This is a genomic window from Allobosea sp. 2KB_26 (assembly GCF_052115715.1).
In the GTDB taxonomy this organism is placed as follows: Bacteria; Pseudomonadota; Alphaproteobacteria; order Rhizobiales; family Beijerinckiaceae; genus Allobosea.
Genome location: NZ_JBFRHE010000003.1, coordinates 332684 through 352690, shown reverse-complemented (window position 1 = coordinate 352690; position 20007 = coordinate 332684). Strand labels below are relative to the sequence as shown.

Genomic DNA, 20007 nt, shown 5'->3' with positions numbered 1-20007 from the left:
GCTACTCCGAGACAGTCGTGAGGTTCGATCGTCGAGCCGGATACGATGCCGGTCCGATGATCTGATGGGCAACCGAGGTCGCGAAACTCGGCACAAGCGTGACTGGCTCCGGCCCTGCCGGCGCGCCACGCTCATCCAGCGACTTGCGGAACCATAGCGCGTAGAGCGCCGGCAAGAACAGGATCGTGAGAAAGGTCGCGACGAAGAGCCCGCCCATGATGGTGACGGCCATCGGGCTCCAGAATGCGCTCGACGACAGCGGGATCATGGCCAGGATCGCCGCAAGCGCCGTCAGCACCACGGGGCGCGCCCGCCTGACCGTCGCGTCGACGATCGCCTCGCGCCGGCTGTGCGATCCCGATGCGACGTCGCTCTCGATCTGGTCGACGAGGATGAGCGTATTGCGCATGATCATGCCGGCGAGTGCGATCAGCCCCAGCAGCGCGGTGAAGCCAAAGGGCTGGTGGGCGAGATTGAGACCTGCCGATGTCCCGATCAGGCCAAGCGGAGCCGTCATGAAGACCAGGGCCAGGCGGGAGAAGTTCTGCAGCTGGATCATCAACAGGGTCAGCATCGCGAGAAACATGATGGGGAAGAGCACGAACAGCGCGGCGTTCGCCTTCTCCGACTCCTCGACTGCGCCTCCTGTCTCGATACGGTAGCCAGGCTCCAGGCCATTCTTGATCGACTGCAGGCGCGGCAGGATCTGCCCCGTCACATCCGGCGGCTGGACACCGTCCACCACGTCGGCGCGCACGGTGATGACGGTGTCGCGATTGCGCCGCCGCAGGATCGGATCCTCATGGACATAGTCGAGCCTCGCCACCTGGGAGAGCGGAACGGCGACGCCGTTACGGGCGACGATGGTCAGGTCGCCGATATGGCCGAGATCCAGCCTCTCGCTTTCGCCAGCCCGCGCGACCACCGCGACCTGCTCGACGCCGTCGCGAACGGTCGTAACGGTCGCCCCGGAGACGAGGGTCTGCAGCGTCTGCGAGACGTCCTGCACGTTCAGCCCAAGGGCACGGGCCCGTTCCTGATCGACCACCAGCCTCACCGAGGGCGACATCTCGTTCCAGTCCAGATGCGGGTTGACCGCGTTCTTGTTGGTGCGAACGGCGTCGCGGACCTGGTAGGAGATCTCGCGCACCTTCATCGGGTCCGGGCCGATCACGCGGAACTGGACGGGAAAGCCGACAGGCGGTCCGAAGGAGAAGCGGTCGACGCGCGCGCGCGCCTGGGTCAAGGCGCCGGCGCCGATCGCGGCATCGAGACGCGACTTGACGCGCTCTCTGCCCTCGATCGACTTCGTCAGGATCACGATCTCGGCGAAGGCCTCGTTCGGCAACGTCGGATTCAGGCCGAGCCAGAAACGCGGGGAGCCTTGGCCGACATAGGCCGTGAAGGTCTGGATGTCGGGATCGGACTGACCGATCAGCGTCTCGGCCTCGGCGACGACGCCGGATGTGGCTCCGATCGACGAGCCCTCGGGAAGACGGAGCTGAAGAAACAGCTCCTTGCGCTCCGACAACGGAAAGAATTGCTGCTGGACGAAGCCGAAGCCGACGACTGAAACAGCGAAGATGCCGACCGTGACGACGACCGTCGTCAGCCGCCAACGCACGCAGGTCTGGATCGCCCGGCGCAGGGCGCGGTACAGGCGGGTATCGTAGATCGCGTCGGGATCTGCATGTGCGCCGCCCTTGGACAGCGACGACGGCAGCAGCAGGACCCCGAGATAGGGCGTGAAGACCACCGCTACGATCCAGGACAGGGCGAGCGCGATACCGACGACCCAGAAGATGCCTCCGGCATACTCGCCCGCACCTGACTTCGCGAAGCCGACGGGCAGGAAACCCGCGACGGTGACCGCGGTGCCAGTCAGCATCGGGAAGGCGGTCGATCGCCAGGCAAAGGCTGCGGCCTGGATGCGGTCGTAGCCCTGCTCCATCTTCACCACCATCATCTCAACCGCGATGATGGCATCGTCGACCAGCAGCCCGAGCGCGATGATCAGCGCACCGAGCGTGATCCGGTGCAGGTCCATGCCGAGCATGTACATGACGACGAAGGTCGCGGCGAGCACCAGCGGCACCGAAAGCGCGACCACGATTCCCGTGCGCCAGCCAAGCGAGAGGAAGGAGACACCGAGCACGATGGCGAGCGCTTCCACGAAGGAGCGCTCGAACTCGAAGATCGACTCCTCGACGATCTCGGGCTGGTCGGCAATCTGCTCGAACTTGACCCCCTGCGGCACGTCCAACTGGAACGCACGGGTCGCGGCGGCGACGTCCTTGCCGAAATTCAGGATATTGGCGCCGCGCGCCATGACGACGCCCACGCCGAGTGCGGGTTCGCCGCGTTGGCGGACAAGAAAGGTCGGTGGGTCGACGAAGCCGCGCGTCACGGTTGCGATATCGCCCAGCCTGAAGGTGCGTCCTCCTGCATCGACCGGGGTTTCGGCCACCGCCTTGACGCCGTCGAGCGCTCCGGTAACGCGAAGCGGAATGCGTTGCGCGTTCGTCTCGACGGTCCCGGCGGGCGTCACGTCGTTCTGGCGGGCAAGCGAGTCGAAGAGCGCCTGCGGCGCCACGCCGAGCGTCGCCAGCTTGGCATGGCTGAACTCGACATAGATGCGCTCCTGCTGGACGCCGTAGATGTTCACTTTCGCGACGCCGGGAACCCGGAGCAGCCGTTGCCGCAACGCATCGGCGACCTTCTTGAGCTGAGCGTAGTCTGCGCCGTCGCCTGTCAGCATCGTGAGGATCGAGTCGACATCGCCGTACTCGTCATTGACGTTGGGGCCGATCACGCCCGCCGGCAGGGAGGGCCGGACATCGTCCATCTTCTTGCGGAGCTGATAGAACAGGCCCGCGACCTCGGCCGGCGGAGTGCTGTCCTTGAACGAGATCTGCATGGCCGCAAAGGACGGCTTCACATAGGTCTGCACCTTGTCGAAATAGGCCAGCTCCTGGAGCTTCTTTTCGATGGGGTCGGCGACCTGGTCCTGCATCTCGCGCGCGGTGGCGCCTGGCCACACCGCCGTCAGCACGGCGTCCTTGATCGTGAAGTTCGGATCCTCCGAACGCCCGAGCCGCATGAAAGACAACGTTCCCGCTACCGCGATCACGATGATCAGGAAGAGGACGAGCGCGCGGTGCTCGACAGCCCAGCGCGAAAGGTTGAATTCCTTCATGGCGTCCTGGCCTTCTCAGAATGAGAATTGATCGACGGCGCGAACCGTCAGACCGGCGTCAAGCTTCTGCGCGCCAAGCAGGACCACGCGGTCGCCTTCCGCGAGCCCGGCAGAGACGATCACGTCCTTCGCTTCGTAGACGGCGACGGTGACCGGCTTGGCTGCGAGCTTTCCGTCCGGACCGACGGTCCACACCGACGGCCCAGCACCCTGGTTGACGAGCGCTGTCAGCGGCAGGCGAACGATGCGCTCGGGATCGGAATCGGTCAGGGTTACGGTCGCCGTCATGCCGAGTTGCACTTCCGGGCCTGCTGCAGCGACCGGAAAGCGCGCGAGATAGGTCCGCGTCGCGGCGTCGGCGGCAGGCGACAGTTCCCGCAAGGTCGCGCCATAGCGGACCCCGGCATTCGACCAAAGCGTTACGACGGCTTTCGCCTGTCGCGCGCGTTCGACCGAGGCCTCCGGGATCGCCACGACGGCTTCCTTTTCTGCTGTGCGGGCAAGCCGGATCGCTGCGTATCCCGGCTGGACGACCTGGCCGGGCTCGACCGCAGTCGCCGTGATGACACCGTTCGCGTCGGCGCGCAGGACGGCGTAGGACGAGGCGTTCTTCGCGAGGTCGAGCGCACGCTCGGCGCGGGCGAGGCGGCTCCGCGCCTCTTCCGAAGCGGCGCGCCTGGCGTCGAGCGTGGCGGCCGTCGTCCACCCCTGCTTGATCAGCGACCTGGCGCGATCGAAATCGGCCTCGGCCTGCGCCCGGCTGGCGGCCGCTGCCGCGCGTTCCGCCTCGGCCTGCGCGACCTGGAGCCCGAAATCGGCCTCGTCGAGCGTGGCGAGCACGTCTCCGTCCCGGACCACGTCCCCGACAGTCACGAGCCGCTTGGCGACCTTCCCCTGCACGCGGAAGCCAAGATCGCTTTCGACGCGGGCACGAATGACGCCGACGAGGCTGCGCTCGCCGGTCCTTGGCTCGAAGGCGACGGCCGGAGCCAGGACGGGGCGGGCTTGGTCGTGAGTTTCGGCGCGCTCTGCGCCGTCCGAAGGCCCGCAACCGGCGAGCACCGCGGCGAGCCCCGCAATGGAGGTGGCGCGAAAGACGGTGGAAAGCAGTGGTGATCCGCGCATGGCGCCCTCGAACTGTTGTGAGGCCGGACAGGGTGCTGCGGAGGGTTTGGATCGCGGGTTTGACGCGCCGATCGCACCTTCGGGAACACCGTTAGCGCGAAGATCATCGGCTAACATCTGACGAATGTCAATATTCGTCACACGTTGTTCGTCATCTGATTATCGTCGAGGCGTGGCCTTCCGCTGGGCCGTCCCGGCGCTCGCCGCGTTCGGGGGCGGTCTCCGCGAAGTGTCAGTGTTCGCTGAAAGGGGCCATCGCGCGCACCGCGCGTCAGCTCGAGCGTGGTCATGAGCGCGCTGACGGTGAGCCCGATATCGCCGCGCGCGTTCGATCTGCCGCTGGCGCCGGTCGCACCGGGGAGGGCGCCTTGCCCGATCGCCGAATCCTGATAGAGCGGAATTCCGGCTCCCTTTTTAAGGATTTTGCGATGCCGGACCTTTCCACCCTCATGCTCTTTGCCGCCGCCTGCCTGGTGCTCACCGCCACGCCCGGCCCCGACATGCTGCTGATTGCGTCGCGCAGCATCAGCCAGGGGCGAAGCGCCGGGTTTTTGACCTATGCCGGCATTGCGCTCGGCACCTATTGCCACGCGCTGGCCGCCGCTCTCGGGCTCTCCCAGCTCTTCCTGACCGTGCCCGTCGCCTATGAGATCCTGCGCTGGGCCGGCTGCGCCTATCTGCTCTCTCTCGCCTGGAAGACCTTGCGCGCGGACGGGACGGGCTTTTCCCCGACAGCGACGCTGAAACGGCTCTCGGGGCGGCGGATTCTTGGCGAGGGCTTGGCGACCAATCTGCTCAATCCAAAAATGGCGCTCTTCGTCCTGGCGCTGTTTCCGCAATTCGTGACGCCCGAAGGCGGCTCGATGGTGGCGCAGATGCTGGTGCTCGCCACCATCATCAACGGCATCGGCTTTCTCGTGAACGGCGCGGTGATCCTGCTCGGCACCCGGCTCCGTAGCCTGCTGGCTGGCCGGCTCCGCTTTCCCAGGTTGCCCCAGTATCTGCTCGCGAGCGTGTTCGCGGGGCTCGCCTGCCGTCTCGCGCTCGGCGCCAGGAACTGAACGCGAGGCACGAAAACGCCCGGCCGCGGAAACCGTGGCCGGGCGTTTTCAAGAGAGGGGAGCTTTTACCCCTACTTCGCGGCGCTCGCGAAGGACTGCCAGCGCTTCAGGAACTCGTCGCGCTTGGCGGCGGCTTCGTCCTCGTCGATGCCGAAGACCTTGACGCTGTCCATCGCCGGCAGCTCGACATGTTTGGAGACGTCGATGTCGCTGCGGCTCGGCCGGCGGAAGGCGTTCTCCAGCAGCGCGATCTGGGCCTCCTTCGACAGCATCAGGTCATAGGCGGCCTTTGCCGTGGCGCCGCCCGGTGCGCCCTTGATCAGCACCTGGAATTCCGGCGTGCTGAAAGTGCCCTCACTGGGATAGACCAGCGAGATCTCGCGCTGGCCGCCGGCGACATAGGCATAGGCATTCGACTCGAAGGTCAGGCCGATCGGGTATTCGCCCTGGCCGACGCTGCGCAGCACCGTCGAGGCGGCGCTGGAGACGGTCAGGGTCGCGGCGAGCGCCTTCAGCCCGTCCGGTCCCAGCAGCTTCTCGACGCCCCAGAGGATCGTATAGGCGGTCGAGCTGTTGGCGGGATCGGCGATGATGATCTTGCCCTTGAAGGCCGGGTCGAGCAGCTCTTTCCAGGTCTTCGGCGCCGGCTTGCCGCCGAGCTGGTTCTTGTTGACCATGGCCACGACGAGATGGACGTTCGAGGCCGTCCAGAGATTTTCCGGCTGGCGCAGCGCGGCCGGAATGGCGGCTGCTTCCGGCGAGGCATAGGGCTCGAAGAGCGGCTTGAAGGCGCCGAGCGTATTGGCGCTCGAGCTCCAGAACAGATCAGCCTGGGGCTTGGCGGCCTCGGCCTCGATCCGGCGCAGCAACTGGCCGGAGCCGCCGGTGATCGTGCTGATCTTGAGTTTTGCCTGCTTGTCCTTGGCGACGCCGAGCACCGCGTCCACGGCCTGGGCATTGTTCGAGGTGTAGAGCACGACGGTGCCCGCAGCACCCTGAGCCAGGGCCGGTACGGCCGGCGCGGCCGCAAGGCCGGCGAGCCCGGCCAGCACGGTGCGGCGGTCGATCAGGTTTGTCATGGTCGTTCCTTTCTCTCCGCCTTCCCCTTGGGATATCCGGGCGGCGAGGCGGAGCCGGCCCGGCTTTGTCGTGTGCTGGAACCGTTCAGGCCTTCGACGAGAACAGGTCGATCTTGAAGACGCGGGTCGCGACGATGATCGGGATCAGGATCACTGCGACCAGCACGAGGCCATAGGCCGAGGCCGAGGCCATCAGATTGGAATCGATCAGCTTGTAGATCTGGATCGGCATGGTCTCGCGCCCGCCGGAATAGACGATGATCGAGGCCGAGAGCTCGGCGACGGTGGTCGTCCAGGTCAGCACGGCTGCCGCCGCAACGGCCGGCAGCATCAGCGGCAGCACGACCTTGAAGAAGGTCGCGACCGGCGGCACGCCGAGGCTGACCGAGGCCTCCTCGATCGAGTTCGGGATATTGTAGAGCGTCGAGGAGGAGTTGCGGATGCCGAAGGGCAGGCGGCGCACGACATAGGCGAGCACGATGATGCTGGCGGTCCCGGTCAGCGGCAGGAAGCCGGTGTTGAAGGACATGACCAGGCCAAGGCCGATGATCGTGCCCGACAGCGCCAGCGGCAGCGCCGTCAGGTAATCCAGCGCCGGCGTCAGGATGTTGCGCTTCTTGACGATGAGATAGCTGACGAGCGCGCTGAAGGTGATGCCGATCACGGTGGCGACCGCGGAATAGGCCAGTGTGTTCAGCACCGGATCGGGCGCGATCCGCACCAGCCGCTCGACATGCGCCGTCGTCCATTCGCCCCAGCGCATCACCGGGCCGCGCGAGACGGTGAAGGCGCCGATCACGATCGAGCCGAGCGGCAGCAGCGAGACGACGACGAGCAGTCCGGCGAGCAGGCCGATGAAGAGACCGGGCAGGCCGCGCAGCCGCTCCGCCCTGGCGCCGCGCCCCTGCGTGACCTCGTGGCGGCCGCGCGAGACGATCCAGCGCTGCACAAAGAGCACGATCATCACGAGCGCGATCGAAACGGTCGCCAGCGTCGACTGCATCACGGGGTCGGAGCCGCCCTCGGCGACCGCCGCCTGGTAGGTCAGCACCGAGAGCAGCGGCACGCGGCTGCCCAGAATGGTCGCGGTCGCGAAATTGCCGACGACGAGGGTGAAGACGAGAAGCGCGCTCGCCAGCACTGAGGGCAGGACCACGGGCAGCATCACGCGCAGCCGCGAGCGCGCCGGCGAGGTGCCGAGGCTCTGGGCCGCTTCCTCGAGCTGGACATCGAAGCCGCGGATGGCGGCGAGCGTGCCGATATAGATGTAGGTGTAGTAGGTGAAGGTCATCACCGTGATCAGGCCGGGCCAGCCGTAGAAGCTCGGGATGTCGATGCCGCGCGCGCCGAGATAGCGGGTGATGAAGCCGTTATTGCCGAGCATCATCAGCCAGGTCTGGGCCGCGATGACCTCCGGGATGACCAGCGTGATCAGCGGCAGCACCGCGACGATCGACTTGCCCGGGAATTCGAAGCGCGCCGTGAAATAGGCGAGCGGCACGCCGATCAGCGTCGTCGTCAGGGTGACGGCGACGCCGAGCACGATGGTGTTGAGGATGGCGGCGAAATATTTCGGGTCGGCTGCGAGCAGCGCCCAGCCGCTATGGCTGCCGCTGCCCAGGCTGCCGGTCAGCACCCTGAGCAGGGGATAGAGCAGGAACACGGCCAGGATCCCGAGCGCGAGCGCCGAGAACCAGAACCAGACCGAGCGGAACTGCCGGCTCATGATGCGAGCACCAGCGTCCGGGCCGGATCGAAGCCGAGGCCGACCTTGGCGCCGGGCTCGAACCGGTCATGGGCGCCGCTCTGGAGATCGACCGCCAGCACCCGCCCGCTATCGAGCACGACCTTGTAGCTCGTCTTGCCGCCGAGATATTGCCGGTGGGCGATGCGGCCGGGCAGGGTGCCCGCAGTGCCAGGCTCGGCGAGCAGGATGTCCTCCGGACGCGCCACCAGCGTCGCGCGGCCGGCTGCAAGCGCCGCAGGCGCACGGGCCGCGATCGCCGTGCCGTCGAGCACGACCGGGCCGGTCTCGCCGGCCTGGCGCGCCATCGTCTCGACCTCGACCAGATTGGCGCCGCCGACGAAGTCCGCGACATAGCTGGTGCGGGGCTCGCGATAGATCTGGGCGGCGGTGCCGACCTGTTCCAGCCGGCCCTGGTTCATCACGCCGATGCGGTCGGACATGGCCAGCGCCTCCTCCCGGTCATGGGTGACGAAGACCGTGGTGATCTTCGCCTCGCGCTGCAGCTCGACAATGGTCTCGCGCACCTGCAGGCGCAGCTTGGCATCGAGATTGGAGAGCGGCTCGTCCATCAGCAGCACCTGCGGCTGGATGACGAGGGCACGCGCCAGCGCGACGCGCTGGCGCTGGCCGCCTGACAGCGCGGCCGGATGGCGCTGGCCGAGATGGCCGAGGCCGACGCGCTCCAGTGCGGCCTGGACCTTGCTCTTGATCACGCCCTCCGCCTGTTTGCGGGCGCGCAGGCCATAGGCGACATTGTCGAACACGGTCTTGTCGGGGAACAGTGCGTAGTCCTGAAAGACCATGCCGATATCGCGCTTATGCGGCGGCAGATGCGTCACCTCGGTGCCGCCGAAGCGCAGATGCCCGCGCTCGGCCGGGACGAAGCCGGCAATCGTGCGCAGCAGGGTGGTCTTGCCGCAGCCGCTGGGGCCGAGCAGGGTGAAGAATGAGCCCGGCTCGATCGTCAGTTCGAGCCCGTCGATGACGCGCTGGCCGCCATAGGCGACGGCCAGATTCTCGATCGCGATACCCATGTCTCCCCCTCAGTGCTGGAACTCCGGCGGATCGGCGCCGTCTCGGAGCGGGTTGGCTCAGTGTTTCATGCTGGTCTCGACGAGCCGCAGCATCTCGCGGTGGCGCTCGGGATCGCCCGCCGCCATGATGCGCTTGCCCGTCTTGTGGGTGAGCGGCTGGCCCTCCCAGTCGGTAATGACGCCGCCGGCACCCTCGATGATCGGGCGGAAGGGCGCGAAGTCCCAGAGCTTCATTCGGGTGTCGAAGGCGGCATCGGTTCGCCCGCTCGCCAGCAGGCCAAAACTCATGCAGGCGCCGCCCCAGATGCGCCAGGCGGTCGCGGCGCGCATGGCGTCGAGCGCCGGGCGCTCCTCATCATCGAAGAAATCGGGATTGCTGGCGGAGAGGATGGCCTCATCCAGCGCGCCGCAGGCGCGGGTGCGGCAGGGGGTGCCATTATGCAGGGTCGGCCGGCCCTTGACGCCGATCCAGCGGTCGCCGGTGACGGGATGGTCGATGATGCCGATGATCGGCTCGCCCTCGCGCATCAGCGCGATCAGCGTGCCATAGACCGGCAGTCCGGCGATGAAGGCAGCGGTGCCGTCGATCGGATCGAGCACCCAGACCAGGTCGGCATCGGAATTGGCAGAGGCTTCCTCCTCGCCGATGATGCCATGGCTGGGAAAGCGATCGGCGATGCGCTCGCGCAGGCGCCGTTCGATGCGCGCATCGAGCGCGGTGACGAAGCTGCGGTCGGGCTTGACCTCGACATCGGGCCGGACGGTTGCCGCCTCCCGCAGGATGCTGCCGCTCTCCTGCGCCAATTGCCAGGCGAAGGCGAGCCAGCTGTCTTCCTCTTCCTTGGAGCGCATCCCCGCCTCACCACCGGTTCGAGATGTCATCAGAATGTCATGATACAAGAAAAATACAATAAGTATTTTGTTTCGCCGACTATGGAATTGGGCGGCGCGAACGCTTGGGAGTGGGGCATGCTCCGCCAAAAGCGGCCATGCCGCGCGCTGCGACCCTTGGAAGGGGCGATTCGGCGTCGCGCGGCAGCCCGTCACCCCGCGAAAACTTGTTAGCCGGGAAGCAGGCGCGCGGCCAGCGCGGCTTTCACCCGAGGCCGCGCTCAGTCGTTTCGGACCTTATGTGACGACGAAGCCGTGGGCGAAGGGGTCGCGATCGTCGATGAAGATCGTGTTGATGCCGGTCATCCGGGCCCAGCCGGCGATGGAGGGGATGATGGCAGGCTTGCCGGCGACGGTGGTCGCCGCCTCGACACTGCCCTTGAACAGCGAGCCGATGATCGATTCGTGCACGAACTCGTCGCCGACCTTGAGCTGGCCCTTGGCCGCGAGCTGCGCCATGCGCGCCGAGGTGCCGGTGCCGCAGGGCGAGCGGTCGATCGCCTTCTCACCATAGAACACGGCATTGCGCGCATGCGCTTCCGGCTTCGTCGCCTTGCCCGTCCACTGGATATGGCTCAGGCCCCTGATCTGCGGATGCTCGGGGTGGACGAACTCGTATTTGGCATTCAGTGCGGCGCGCAGTTTTGGCGACCAGCCGACGAGCTCGCCGGCGGTATGGTCGGCCATATCCCGAAAGTTCTTCTGCGGCTCGACGATCGCATAGAAATTGCCGCCATAGGCGACGTCGACGACGATCTCGCCGAGCCCTTCGACCTCCGCCGTCAGGCCCTCGGCCGCGAGGAAGCCGGGCACATTGGTCAGCCGCACCTCCTCGACGAAGCGACCCTCCTGGCGATAGGTGATGTCGACCTTGCCGGCGGGCGCATCGATCGAGAGCTTGCCCGGCTCGCGCGGGGTGATCAGGCCGTTCTCGATGCCCATGGTGATCGTGCCGATGGTGCCGTGGCCGCACATCGGCAGGCAGCCGGAGGTCTCGATGAAGAGCACGGCGACGTCGCAATCCGGCCGGGTCGGCGGATAGAGGATCGAGCCCGACATCATGTCGTGCCCGCGCGGCTCGAACATCAGGCCGGTGCGGATCCAGTCGAACTCACGCAGGAAATGCGCGCGCTTCTCCAGCATGTCGGCGCCTTCCAGCCGCGGGCCGCCGCCCGAGACGAGGCGGACCGGATTGCCGCAGGTATGTCCGTCGATGCAGGAGAAGGTGTAGCTGGCCATGGTCCGGGCCCTTCAGAAGCGCTGCGGGGAAAAGGGGGCAAGGTCGATCGCGGGCTCGCGCCCGGTCAAGAGATCGGCAACGAGCCGGGCGGTCCCTGCCGATTGGGTCAGGCCGAGATGCCCGTGGCCGAAGGCGTGGATCACGCGCGGCGTGGCCCGCGCCCGTCCGATCGCCGGCAGGCTGTCCGGCAGCGAGGGGCGAAAGCCCATCCACTGCACGCCGCCTTCGGGTTTGAGACCCGGCAGGAAGAGGCGCGCCTTCTTCAGCATCGCGTCGGACCGGGCAAAGTTCGGTGGCAGCTTCAGGCCGCCGAGCTCGACGGCGCCGCCGACGCGGATGCCGGTCGAGAGCCGGGTGGCGACGAAGCCGTGCCCGCCAAAAGTGATCTGCGTGCGCAGATCGAAGGCATCGGAGGGGAGGGTGGTGTTGTAGCCGCGCTCGGTTTCGAGCGGAATGTGCTCGGCGAGGCTGCGGGCGATCAGATGCGAGAAGGCGCCCGCCGCGATCACGACCTGCGCCGCGCAGCGTGTGCCGCCGTCGCGCGAATGGATCCCGACGGTGTCGCCGAGTGGTGTGAGGCCGGCGACGTCGAGACGCTCGATCACGCCGCCCTTGCTGCGAAACGCCTCCGCGAGGGCCAGGGTGTAGAGCTTCGGATCGGCAATCGAGTACCAGCCAGGCGTGAAGGTGCCATGCGTGAAGCGCGGCGCCAGCCCGGGCTGGATCTCGGCCATGTCAGCGGCATCGAGATGGCGGAATGCGACGCCATGCTTCTCCCGCGCCTGCCAGCCGGGAAGCGAGGCTTTCAGCTCGGCTTCGCTCTCATAGACCTGGAGGTTGCCCTCCTTGCGCAGCATGAAGCTGGTGCCGGTGGCCTGCAGCAGCGGCTCGAGCTCGGCTTTCGACAGGTCCATCAGGGCCGTCTGCGCGGCCGTGGATTGCGCGACACGCGCAGGCGAGCAGGCCCGCCAGAACCGATACATCCAGGGCGCGATCTGCAGGGCATAGCGCGGCGGCACCGAGAGCGGCCCGAGCGGGTCGGCAAGCCAGTGCGGCGCCTTCCGGAGAATGCCGGGCGATGCGAGCGGCAGGATATCGGTGAAGGCGAAGGCGCCGGCATTGCCGGCTGACGCGCCGGCCGCGGGTCCTTCGCGATCAAGCACGATGACCGACAGGCCGCGCCCCTGCGCCGCGATCGCTGCGGAGAGGCCGACGACGCCGGCGCCTATGACGATGACATCGGGATCGGCCATCAACGAAGACCTGCTTGGCTCAATCGGCGAGCGGACGCAGCGTGGCCGCGGACAGTTCCGCCGCCACGCCCGACCTTAGACCCGCCCTCAGGCGGCATATTTCTGGACGGCGCCGGGAAGCGTGTTCCAGGCCGCATACCAGCTGTCGAAGAGCGCAAGCTGCGCCTCGGCATAGCCGCGCTGGCTCGCGGTCAGGGCATCCGTCTCGTTGAAGTGCAGGGTGTATTCCTTGGCCCCCTTCAGCACCATCATATGCTTGAAATAGAGCACGAGATCGGGACCCTCGTCGAAGGAGGAGAGCACGCCGAGCGCCTGTTCCAGCTCCAGCGCGCGCTGGCGCGCCTCGGCATCGCCGGCCGCCGCCGCCTGGGAGAGCTTGCAGAGATGGATCACTTCCTTCGGCAGCACATTGCCGATGCCGGTGATCGCGCCCGTTGCGCCGCAATTCACATAGCCATGGACGACGGCGGTATCGACGCCGATCATCAGCGAGACGTCGTCATCGCCGCTGGTGATGGTCTCGGCCGCATAGCGCATGTCGGCCGGGCCGCCGAATTCCTTGAAGCCGACGAGATTCTTGTGCTCGGCCCGCAGGGCGAAGAACAGGTCGGCCCGCGTCGCGAAGCCATAATAGGGGCTGTTATAGATCACTGCCGGCAGATCCGGAGCAGCCGAGAGGATCGCCTTGAAATGCGCCTTCTGGGCGAGAAGGACGGTGCCGCGGGAGAGGACGCGCGGGATCACCATCAGGCCCTGGGCGCCGACCTTCTGCGCATGGGCCGCGTGAGCCACCGCTGAGGCGGTGTTGACCGCACCGGTGCCGACGATCACCGGAATGCCCGCCTTCACCAGGCGCTCGACGCCTTCCATGCGCTGGGCGTCGGTGAGCAGCGGCCAGTCGCCCATCGAGCCGCAATAGACCACCGCCGACATGCCTTCAGCGATCAGCTCCTTGCCCTTGCGGACCAGGGCATCGAAGTCGGGGGTCCGATCCGCCTTGCATGGGGTCATCAGCGCGGGGATCACACCGGAGAAAATCTTGGCCTTCATGTCGATCTCCTTCTGGCTTGCCGAATGGTGGAGTTCGCAGCGCCGCAAGGGCGACGACGCTCGTCTCTGCGTCCTGATATATCTGTTTGCATATTATTTGTCGACAAGAATTAGGCGAGCTTCCTAAAGGGCAATCTCCAGGCGCTCGTCGCCGACCATAAGCTTCTGGATCTGCTGGACGATCTGATCGGCATGGGCCTTGCCGAGGCGCTCGGCAGCGACGACGTCCCGGGCGACGATGGCGGCGATCATCGCTTCATGCTCCTCGACGAAACGCTGCGGCAGCCGGTCCTCGTAGGACTGGTAATAGAGCCTGAGGAAGCGCCGCCCTTCATCGAGCAGGCGGCTGAACAGGCTGTTGAAATACGGGTTGCGGCCGGCCTCGGCGATCGCGGAATGAAACGCCGCATTCGTCGCGATCATGGCGAGCGCGTCCTGCGCCTGCACGGCGGCGGCGAATTCCTTCTGCCGGGCGCGGATCGTGACCAGATCCTGCGGGCGATGATGCTGGGCCGCGAGCTGCGTCGTCACCCGGTACATCAGCACGAGGGCGTCGAAGAAGGGCGACATGTTGAGGAAATCGAGGTTCGACACCATCGTCGAGCGGTTGGGCAGCGTATCGATCAGCCCTTCGCCCGCGAGCCGCACCAGGGCCTCGCGAATGGGCGTGCGCGACATCTTGAACCGCTCGGCGAGCTGGACTTCGTCGATCGGGCTGCCCGGCGGCAGCACCAGGTCGAGGATCTCGTCCCGCAGCAGATCATAGACGACCTTGACGCCCGAGCCGCGCTTGCGCTCGGGAGCGGCGGCAGATTGCTTCGTCGTCTTCATCGGCAGATCCTCTTGTCGACAAGAAGGATACTGGCGGCGCCATGGCGGATCAATCGCTTCGAAGGGCCGTTGTCGCACGCGACGGAGCGCATCTCCCTGCGCAGGGCCAAAGCGCGATGGGCGGGCCCGCTCTGGGCCCGCCCTGCGTGTCGTTGGCGATGGGGACGGATCCGCGCGACCGTCCAGCCCCCCGTCACTGCGCCGCAGCGGCCTTTTCGATGATCTCGGCGACGGCAGCGGGCTTCGAGACATAGACGGCATGGCTGCCCTTGGTCTCGACGACGGTGGATCCGGCGCGCGTGGCCATCTGGCGCTGGGCGGGCGGCGGGATCATGTGGTCGTCGCTGGCGACGAGGTAGAAGCTCGGCTTGACCTTCCAGGCCGGATGGGTGACCGCGCCGGCGAGCGCCGCGACGCCCCAGGGCACCTGCGAGTCCGCCATCAGGGCGGCGGTGTCGGCATCGACATCGGCGGCGAAGGAGGCCGCGAACTTGGCCTTGTCGAGAGCGAGGAAGCCGTCGACGGGCGGCAGGATCGGCGGGACGGCAGCGCCGGGAGGCGGGTTGGCGATCAGCGAAGAGACCGACTCGCCCTGATCCGGCGCGAAGGCGGCGATGTAGACCACGGCCTTGACCTTCGGATCGGTGCCGGCTTCGCTGACGACGACACCGCCATAGGAATGGCCGACCAGGATGACCGGGCCATCCTGCTGGGCGATCGCCCGCTTGGTGAAGGCAACATCATCGGCCAGCGAGGTTGTAGGGTTCTGGACGATAGTGACGCTGTAACCCTTCTTCCGAAGGAGGTTGTAGACGCCCTGCCAGCCCGAGCCGTCGACGAAGCCACCATGGACGAGGACGACGTTCTTCACGGCAGGGGCGGCCTCGGCATTGGTGCCGGCGACGATGGCGGAGAGGGCAACAGTAGCGGAGAGGGCGGCGGCAGCGATCAGGGACTTGGTCATGATGGTGGCTCCTTCCTGTTTCTGCGATAATCATTATCGCGATATGTAATTCAATACAAAGGTCGCCCGACCTTGTAAAGCGATTTCTTTATCGCGATATTGTTTTTCGAGATGCGGGCCTGGAAGGCCTGCCGCTGGAGGATACCGATGACCGATGCCCCGACGCTGCCGCTCGACGGCCAGCTCTGCTTTTCGATCTATTCCGCCTCGCTGGCGATCCAGCGCGTCTACAAGCCGATGCTGGACGCGCTCGGCGTGACCTATACGCAATATCTCGTGCTCAGCGCGCTCTGGGAGCGGGACGGGCTGACGATCGGGGCGATCGGCGAGCGCCTCGCGCTCGAGCCGAGCACGATCACGCCGGCGGTCAAGCGGCTCGAGGCGGCCGGCTTTCTCGCCCGTCGCCGCAGCACCATCGACGAGCGCCTGGTCGAGGTCCATCTCACGGAGAAGGGCAGGAGCCTGCATCCGAAGACGGGCTGCCTGACCGATGCGCTCCTGCGCCATTCCGGTTTTGCCGTGCCCGAGATGATCGAGCTCAACAGCCGCGTCCAGGCCCTGCGCCAGGGCATGCGCGACGCGACCGGGGGCGGCCAGGCAGACGGGGCGGGCGGCGCGGAATGACCGTGCGACCGCGGGGCGGTTTCCCGAACGATCTGCTGAGGCCGAAGCCGTGATCGATGGCGGATGAGATCAGCGATTCACGAGCAGGGTGGAGATGAAATTCGCCGCAATCCGGGTGAGGCCGTCCGCGGTTGGCTGACCCGAGCAGGCTGACGGGCCGGGGCACCACTGGCGCAGGCTCGTGGACTGGCGCTATCGCTCCATCGCCTCGAGATTCCCGAGCACGCGCCGGAGCAAGGTCACGAGCGTCTCTACGTCTTCCGCAGAGAGGCCGCGCGTCATCTCTTCATTGCTCTGCTGGAGGATCGCCCGTCCCGCCGGCAGGCGCTCCCGTGCCTCCCGCGTCAGGGAGATCAGGCTGCTGCGGCGATCGGCCGGATCGGGCTCCCGGCGGATGATGCCGTCGCGCTCCATGCGGGCGAGAAGCTGCGCCATCGTCGGCTGTTCGACCTTTGCCCAGCGCGCGAGCTCCGTTTGCGATCGGCCGTCTCCGTCCTTCAGGGCGGCCAGCACCGGAAGCTGCGCGGTGGCGAACCCGATCTTACCCAGGCGAACATCACCGATCCGGGCCAGACTGCGCGCGATCCGGCTGAAATAGTGGCCGGGATAGGCCATCGGGTCCCAGTCCTTGGATGTCATTGCATAGGTTCCTATGTTATTGTATAGGTTCCTATGTATATCGAGGATCATGTCATGACAACCAACCCGAAAATCGCGATCATCGGCGGCGGGCCCGGCGGGTTGATGCTCGCCCGGCTCCTCCTGTTGCGGGGGCTCGAGCCAGCGGTCTTTGAACGGGATCGCCATGCCACTGACCGGCCGCAAGGTGGTTCGCTCGATCTCCATGCCGAGACCGGGCAGCAGGCTATCTCCCTGGCTGGGCTCGAAGCCGAGTTCCGCGCCGTGGCGCGGCCCGAGGATCAGGGCGACCGGCTCTATGACCCGAACGGCGTGTTGTTGTTCGACCGCGACGGCGCCGGCGACAATCGGCCGGAGGTCGACCGCACCGCCTTGCGCCAGATCCTGCTCGGCTCGCTTGCGCCCAGGACGGTGCGTTGGGCGAGCAAGGTCGAGGCGGTGACACCGACCGCGGCGGGTGGGTTTGATGTCGCCGTCGACGGAAGCTCCGAACGCTTCGATATCGTCATCGGTGCGGACGGCGCATGGTCGCGCGTCCGCCCTCTGCTCTCGGACGCCCGGCCGCTTTACGAGGGGGTAACGCTGGTCGAGTTCGGTTTCGATGCCGAACGCCATTCGGGCGTCGATGGGGTGGTCGGCAGCGGTAAGATGTTCGCGGTCGGCGACAATCGGGTGTTGATCGCGCAGCGCAACGGGCATCGCCAAATTCGCTGCGGGCTTGCGTCTTCCCGAAGCGGAGGCGCACGATTGGATGTCGCTCGGCGACGATCGCATCCGGGCAATGCTGCGCGATCGTTTCGCAGGTTGGGCGCCGTCTCTCGTCCATCTCATCGACAGTGGCGACCTTATCGCCGTCCGCCCGCTCTATGCGTTGCCGATCGATCATTCCTGGCAAGGTCGGGTGGGTCTGACCTTGCTTGGTGACGCAGCCCATCTGATGTCGCCCTTCGGCGGCGAGGGCGTGAATCTGGCGCTCGCCGATGCCGTCGACGTCGCAGACGCGCTGACGAGTGGGGATGGATGGGGCGCGGTTACCACTTACGAAGCCGCGATGATGCGGCGGGCAAAACCTGCCGCCGAAGGTGCGGCCGAAGGACTGGCTGGTGCGGTGTCGGCCGAGGGCGTCGCGACCGTTCTGGAGCACTATCGCCAGCGGGTCGAAGCCTGACATGCTCCTGGCGGACTTGACGCCGCGAGTAGGCGACGCTGTTGATAGCGGCAGCTTCCGCCTAATCTTAGTCGACCTGAAGGTTGGCCAGCGGCGAGAAGCCGGCAATTCCGGCAAGGCGAAGGCGGCGATGGTGGCATTTCTGATGGATGGCCCGGAAGAGGCGAGGGCAACGATCCTCCTGGCACATGGTGCCGGGGCGCCCATGGATTCCGCTTCGATGACGGCCAATGCCGGCGCTCTGGCTGCGGCCGGTCTTCGCGTGGCCCGGTTCGAGTTCGGCTACATGGCGGATCGCCGGACATCGGCCAGTCGAAAGCCACCGCCACGCGCCGAGACCCTGATCTCGGAATATGCCGCCGCCATCGGCGCGCTCGACTGCACGGGGCCTCTCATCATCGGCGGCAAATCGATGGGTGGACGTGTCGCCAGCATGATGGCTGACGAGTGGCACGCATTGGGCCGGATCGCCGGCCTGCTCTGCCTTGGCTATCCCTTCCACCCGATCGGTAAGCCCGAGCAGCTGCGGACGGCGCATCTCGCGACCATGAAGACGCCGACGCTGATCGCGCAGGGGACGAGGGACCTGTTCGGCACGCGCGAGGAGGTCTCGGCTTACACACTCTCCAGCGCCATCGAGATTCTCTGGCTCGAAGATGGCGACCACGACCTGAAGCCGCGCAAGGCGGTCTCGGGCTTTTCCGTCGACGACCATCTGAAGACCCTGTCGAGCAGGGTCGCCGCCTGGGCGGATCGTCTCACGGCCTAGAGGCGCAGCCGGCGCCGCATGGGGAGGAGAGGGGCGCGGCGATGGGGGGCGGCCTCACGTGCCGTCCGGCCCGCCGCATTTGAGTTCCCAGGTCAGAATCGCGAGAGCCAGGTTCTCAAGCTCGACCTCGGCCATCGGGTGACGGGCGGCGGCGTGGAGATCGCGCGCCCTGGCGCAGGCGCGGATATAGTCCGCCTCCGAGCTCAGTACCACGCTGCGCCGGGCCGGGTAGCCTGGCGCGCGGTTGCGCCGGCGGTCGGGTCGCTCTTCACGCATGCATGACCATGCTGATTCGTGAGACGATACTGCTCATGCCTTAGAGTGAGGCCCGTTCACGCCAATCGCAACCCCGAGACCGCGATTGAGAACGAGAGGGTCGGAAGAAGCGGGTAGCCCTTAGATCATCTGACCGGATATCGTATCCGGTCAGATGATCTAACCATTTGTACTTGCATCGCTTTCCGGAAAAGCCGCAATCCACTTTTCGGGCCGATGCTTTAGTCCAACGGCACTCCGATTCGAGGGCGCAGGTCAGCCAGGGCGCGCGTCCCCGCCAGGCATCATCTCTCCGGAGCGAGCAAAGGTTCTGTCCATCGGCCGGCCCGTGGGCTGATGCGCGCATCATTCGCAATCGGGCCGGAACTGCCCCCTTACGCCCGCGCTCATCCCATGATGCCGGTTCCGATCAGCCTCCACCTATTGACGCAGGAGGATGATCTCGGAGGTCTGCAGGATCGGGCCGCCGGGCGTGAGGTTGTCCGCGACGGTAATCCGCAGGATGCCGCGGCCGTCATTCTGGATGACCATCGCGGCCTGCGTGTCGCCATTGACCGGTCGCGGCCATTCGATCCTGAGGTTCAAGGCGTCGCCGCTGCGCGTGCCGCTGAGCCGGGCGGGGCCGATCCGGGCGCCGGTATAGGTGCCGCGATAGATGCCGGAGCGCGGATCATAGGTGACATCAATCGCGACCGGCCGCACGAAGATCAGATAGGCGCGACAACTGCCTTGCGCGCTGATCCGGTTCTCGGTGAGGCGCCCGATGACCGAGCAGGTCACGTGCCGCGGCTGGCTGCCGCCGTCGCGCTGGACCTTGCCGGAACCGGACCAGTCGCCCCGGAAGCGTTCGAGAAAGTCGGACTCGGCAGCGCGGGCGGAAGTGCAGGCGAGCGCGGCAAGGATACAGCACAGGCAGGCCGCTGCGATCCGGCACTGCATGGACCTGCCCATGTCCCGATGCCGCGGGAGTATCCAGGAAACCTGCTGGACCGGAGTGCCCGGCCTAAGAGTGTCCACGGCCGCCAGCCTCCCGGGCTCCCGCTGCCTTAAGCCCGGCTAC

The 20007-nt window shown here is 66.6% G+C and carries 18 protein-coding genes and 1 pseudogene; 5 read left to right on the top strand and 14 right to left on the bottom strand.

Annotation, left to right across the window (positions count from 1 at the left end):
* Position 1: 1 nt before the first annotated feature.
* Both AB4099_RS12415 and AB4099_RS12410 read right to left on the bottom strand, forming a co-directional pair.
* Positions 2–3196 (bottom strand): efflux RND transporter permease subunit, encoded by a 3195-nt coding sequence (locus AB4099_RS12415; protein WP_441478308.1) that lies wholly within the window; start codon positions 3194–3196, stop codon positions 2–4.
* Between the two features lie 15 nt (positions 3197–3211).
* Entirely contained in the window at positions 3212–4321 is a 1110-nt protein-coding gene (locus AB4099_RS12410) for an efflux RND transporter periplasmic adaptor subunit (protein ID WP_441478307.1), read from the bottom strand.
* Positions 4322–4749: 428 nt separating this feature from the next.
* Between AB4099_RS12410 and AB4099_RS12405 the strand changes: the two genes are divergently transcribed.
* Positions 4750–5382, top strand: a complete 633-nt coding sequence (locus AB4099_RS12405; protein WP_441478306.1) for a LysE family translocator — start codon at positions 4750–4752, stop codon at positions 5380–5382.
* A gap of 71 nt (positions 5383–5453) precedes the next feature.
* On the opposite strand, the gene AB4099_RS12400 is transcribed toward AB4099_RS12405, so the two are convergent.
* The 9 genes from AB4099_RS12400 to AB4099_RS12360 form a co-directional block, all read right to left on the bottom strand.
* Positions 5454–6461 carry an ABC transporter substrate-binding protein gene (locus AB4099_RS12400; protein WP_441478305.1) on the bottom strand — a complete coding sequence of 336 codons (1008 nt, stop codon included), beginning with the start codon at positions 6459–6461 and terminating at the stop codon, positions 5454–5456.
* A gap of 85 nt (positions 6462–6546) precedes the next feature.
* Positions 6547–8187: an ABC transporter permease gene (locus AB4099_RS12395; protein WP_113516447.1), complete on the bottom strand. Its 1641-nt coding sequence runs from the start codon at positions 8185–8187 to the stop codon at positions 6547–6549.
* Positions 8184–9242 (bottom strand): ABC transporter ATP-binding protein, encoded by a 1059-nt coding sequence (locus AB4099_RS12390; protein WP_113516446.1) that lies wholly within the window; start codon positions 9240–9242, stop codon positions 8184–8186. Before AB4099_RS12390 ends, AB4099_RS12395 begins: the two co-directional genes overlap by 4 nt.
* Before the next feature lie 57 nt (positions 9243–9299).
* On the bottom strand, positions 9300–10124 hold the full coding sequence (locus AB4099_RS12385; protein ID WP_441478304.1) for an inositol monophosphatase family protein: 825 nt from the start codon (positions 10122–10124) through the stop codon (positions 9300–9302).
* Positions 10125–10370: 246 nt separating this feature from the next.
* On the bottom strand, positions 10371–11372 hold the full coding sequence (locus AB4099_RS12380; RefSeq protein WP_441478303.1) for a 4-hydroxyproline epimerase: 1002 nt from the start codon (positions 11370–11372) through the stop codon (positions 10371–10373).
* Positions 11373–11384: 12 nt separating this feature from the next.
* Positions 11385–12626: an NAD(P)/FAD-dependent oxidoreductase gene (locus AB4099_RS12375; protein WP_441478302.1), complete on the bottom strand. Its 1242-nt coding sequence runs from the start codon at positions 12624–12626 to the stop codon at positions 11385–11387.
* A gap of 87 nt (positions 12627–12713) precedes the next feature.
* Positions 12714–13676 carry a dihydrodipicolinate synthase family protein gene (locus AB4099_RS12370; RefSeq protein WP_441478301.1) on the bottom strand — a complete coding sequence of 321 codons (963 nt, stop codon included), beginning with the start codon at positions 13674–13676 and terminating at the stop codon, positions 12714–12716.
* A 123-nt stretch (positions 13677–13799) separates the two neighbouring features.
* Positions 13800–14507, bottom strand: a complete 708-nt coding sequence (locus AB4099_RS12365; protein WP_441478300.1) for a GntR family transcriptional regulator — start codon at positions 14505–14507, stop codon at positions 13800–13802.
* A gap of 193 nt (positions 14508–14700) precedes the next feature.
* Positions 14701–15471, bottom strand: coding sequence for an alpha/beta hydrolase (locus AB4099_RS12360; protein WP_441478299.1), 771 nt, complete (start codon positions 15469–15471; stop codon positions 14701–14703).
* 147 nt (positions 15472–15618) lie between these two features.
* Here AB4099_RS12360 and AB4099_RS12355 point away from each other — a divergent pair, with 147 nt between their 5' ends.
* Positions 15619–16095 carry a MarR family winged helix-turn-helix transcriptional regulator gene (locus tag AB4099_RS12355; RefSeq protein ID WP_441478298.1) on the top strand — a complete coding sequence of 159 codons (477 nt, stop codon included), beginning with the start codon at positions 15619–15621 and terminating at the stop codon, positions 16093–16095.
* 192 nt (positions 16096–16287) lie between these two features.
* Here AB4099_RS12355 and AB4099_RS12350 read toward each other — a convergent pair whose 3' ends face one another.
* On the bottom strand, positions 16288–16710 hold the full coding sequence (locus tag AB4099_RS12350) for a MarR family winged helix-turn-helix transcriptional regulator (protein ID WP_441478462.1): 423 nt from the start codon (positions 16708–16710) through the stop codon (positions 16288–16290).
* Positions 16711–16767: 57 nt separating this feature from the next.
* Here AB4099_RS12350 and AB4099_RS12345 point away from each other — a divergent pair.
* The 3 genes and pseudogenes from AB4099_RS12345 to AB4099_RS12335 all read left to right on the top strand — a co-directional run.
* Positions 16768–17232 (top strand): annotated as a pseudogene (locus AB4099_RS12345) (FAD-dependent monooxygenase); the annotation flags it as partial.
* Between the two features lie 253 nt (positions 17233–17485).
* Entirely contained in the window at positions 17486–17902 is a 417-nt protein-coding gene (locus tag AB4099_RS12340) for an FAD-dependent oxidoreductase (RefSeq protein WP_441478297.1), read from the top strand.
* 130 nt (positions 17903–18032) lie between these two features.
* Positions 18033–18671, top strand: a complete 639-nt coding sequence (locus AB4099_RS12335; RefSeq protein ID WP_441478296.1) for an alpha/beta hydrolase family protein — start codon at positions 18033–18035, stop codon at positions 18669–18671.
* 54 nt (positions 18672–18725) lie between these two features.
* On the opposite strand, the gene AB4099_RS12330 is transcribed toward AB4099_RS12335, so the two are convergent.
* Both AB4099_RS12330 and AB4099_RS12325 read right to left on the bottom strand, forming a co-directional pair.
* Positions 18726–18947, bottom strand: a complete 222-nt coding sequence (locus tag AB4099_RS12330; protein WP_113516437.1) for a hypothetical protein — start codon at positions 18945–18947, stop codon at positions 18726–18728.
* A 420-nt stretch (positions 18948–19367) separates the two neighbouring features.
* Entirely contained in the window at positions 19368–19898 is a 531-nt protein-coding gene (locus AB4099_RS12325) for a hypothetical protein (protein WP_441478295.1), read from the bottom strand.
* Between the last annotated feature and the right edge of the window lie 109 nt (positions 19899–20007).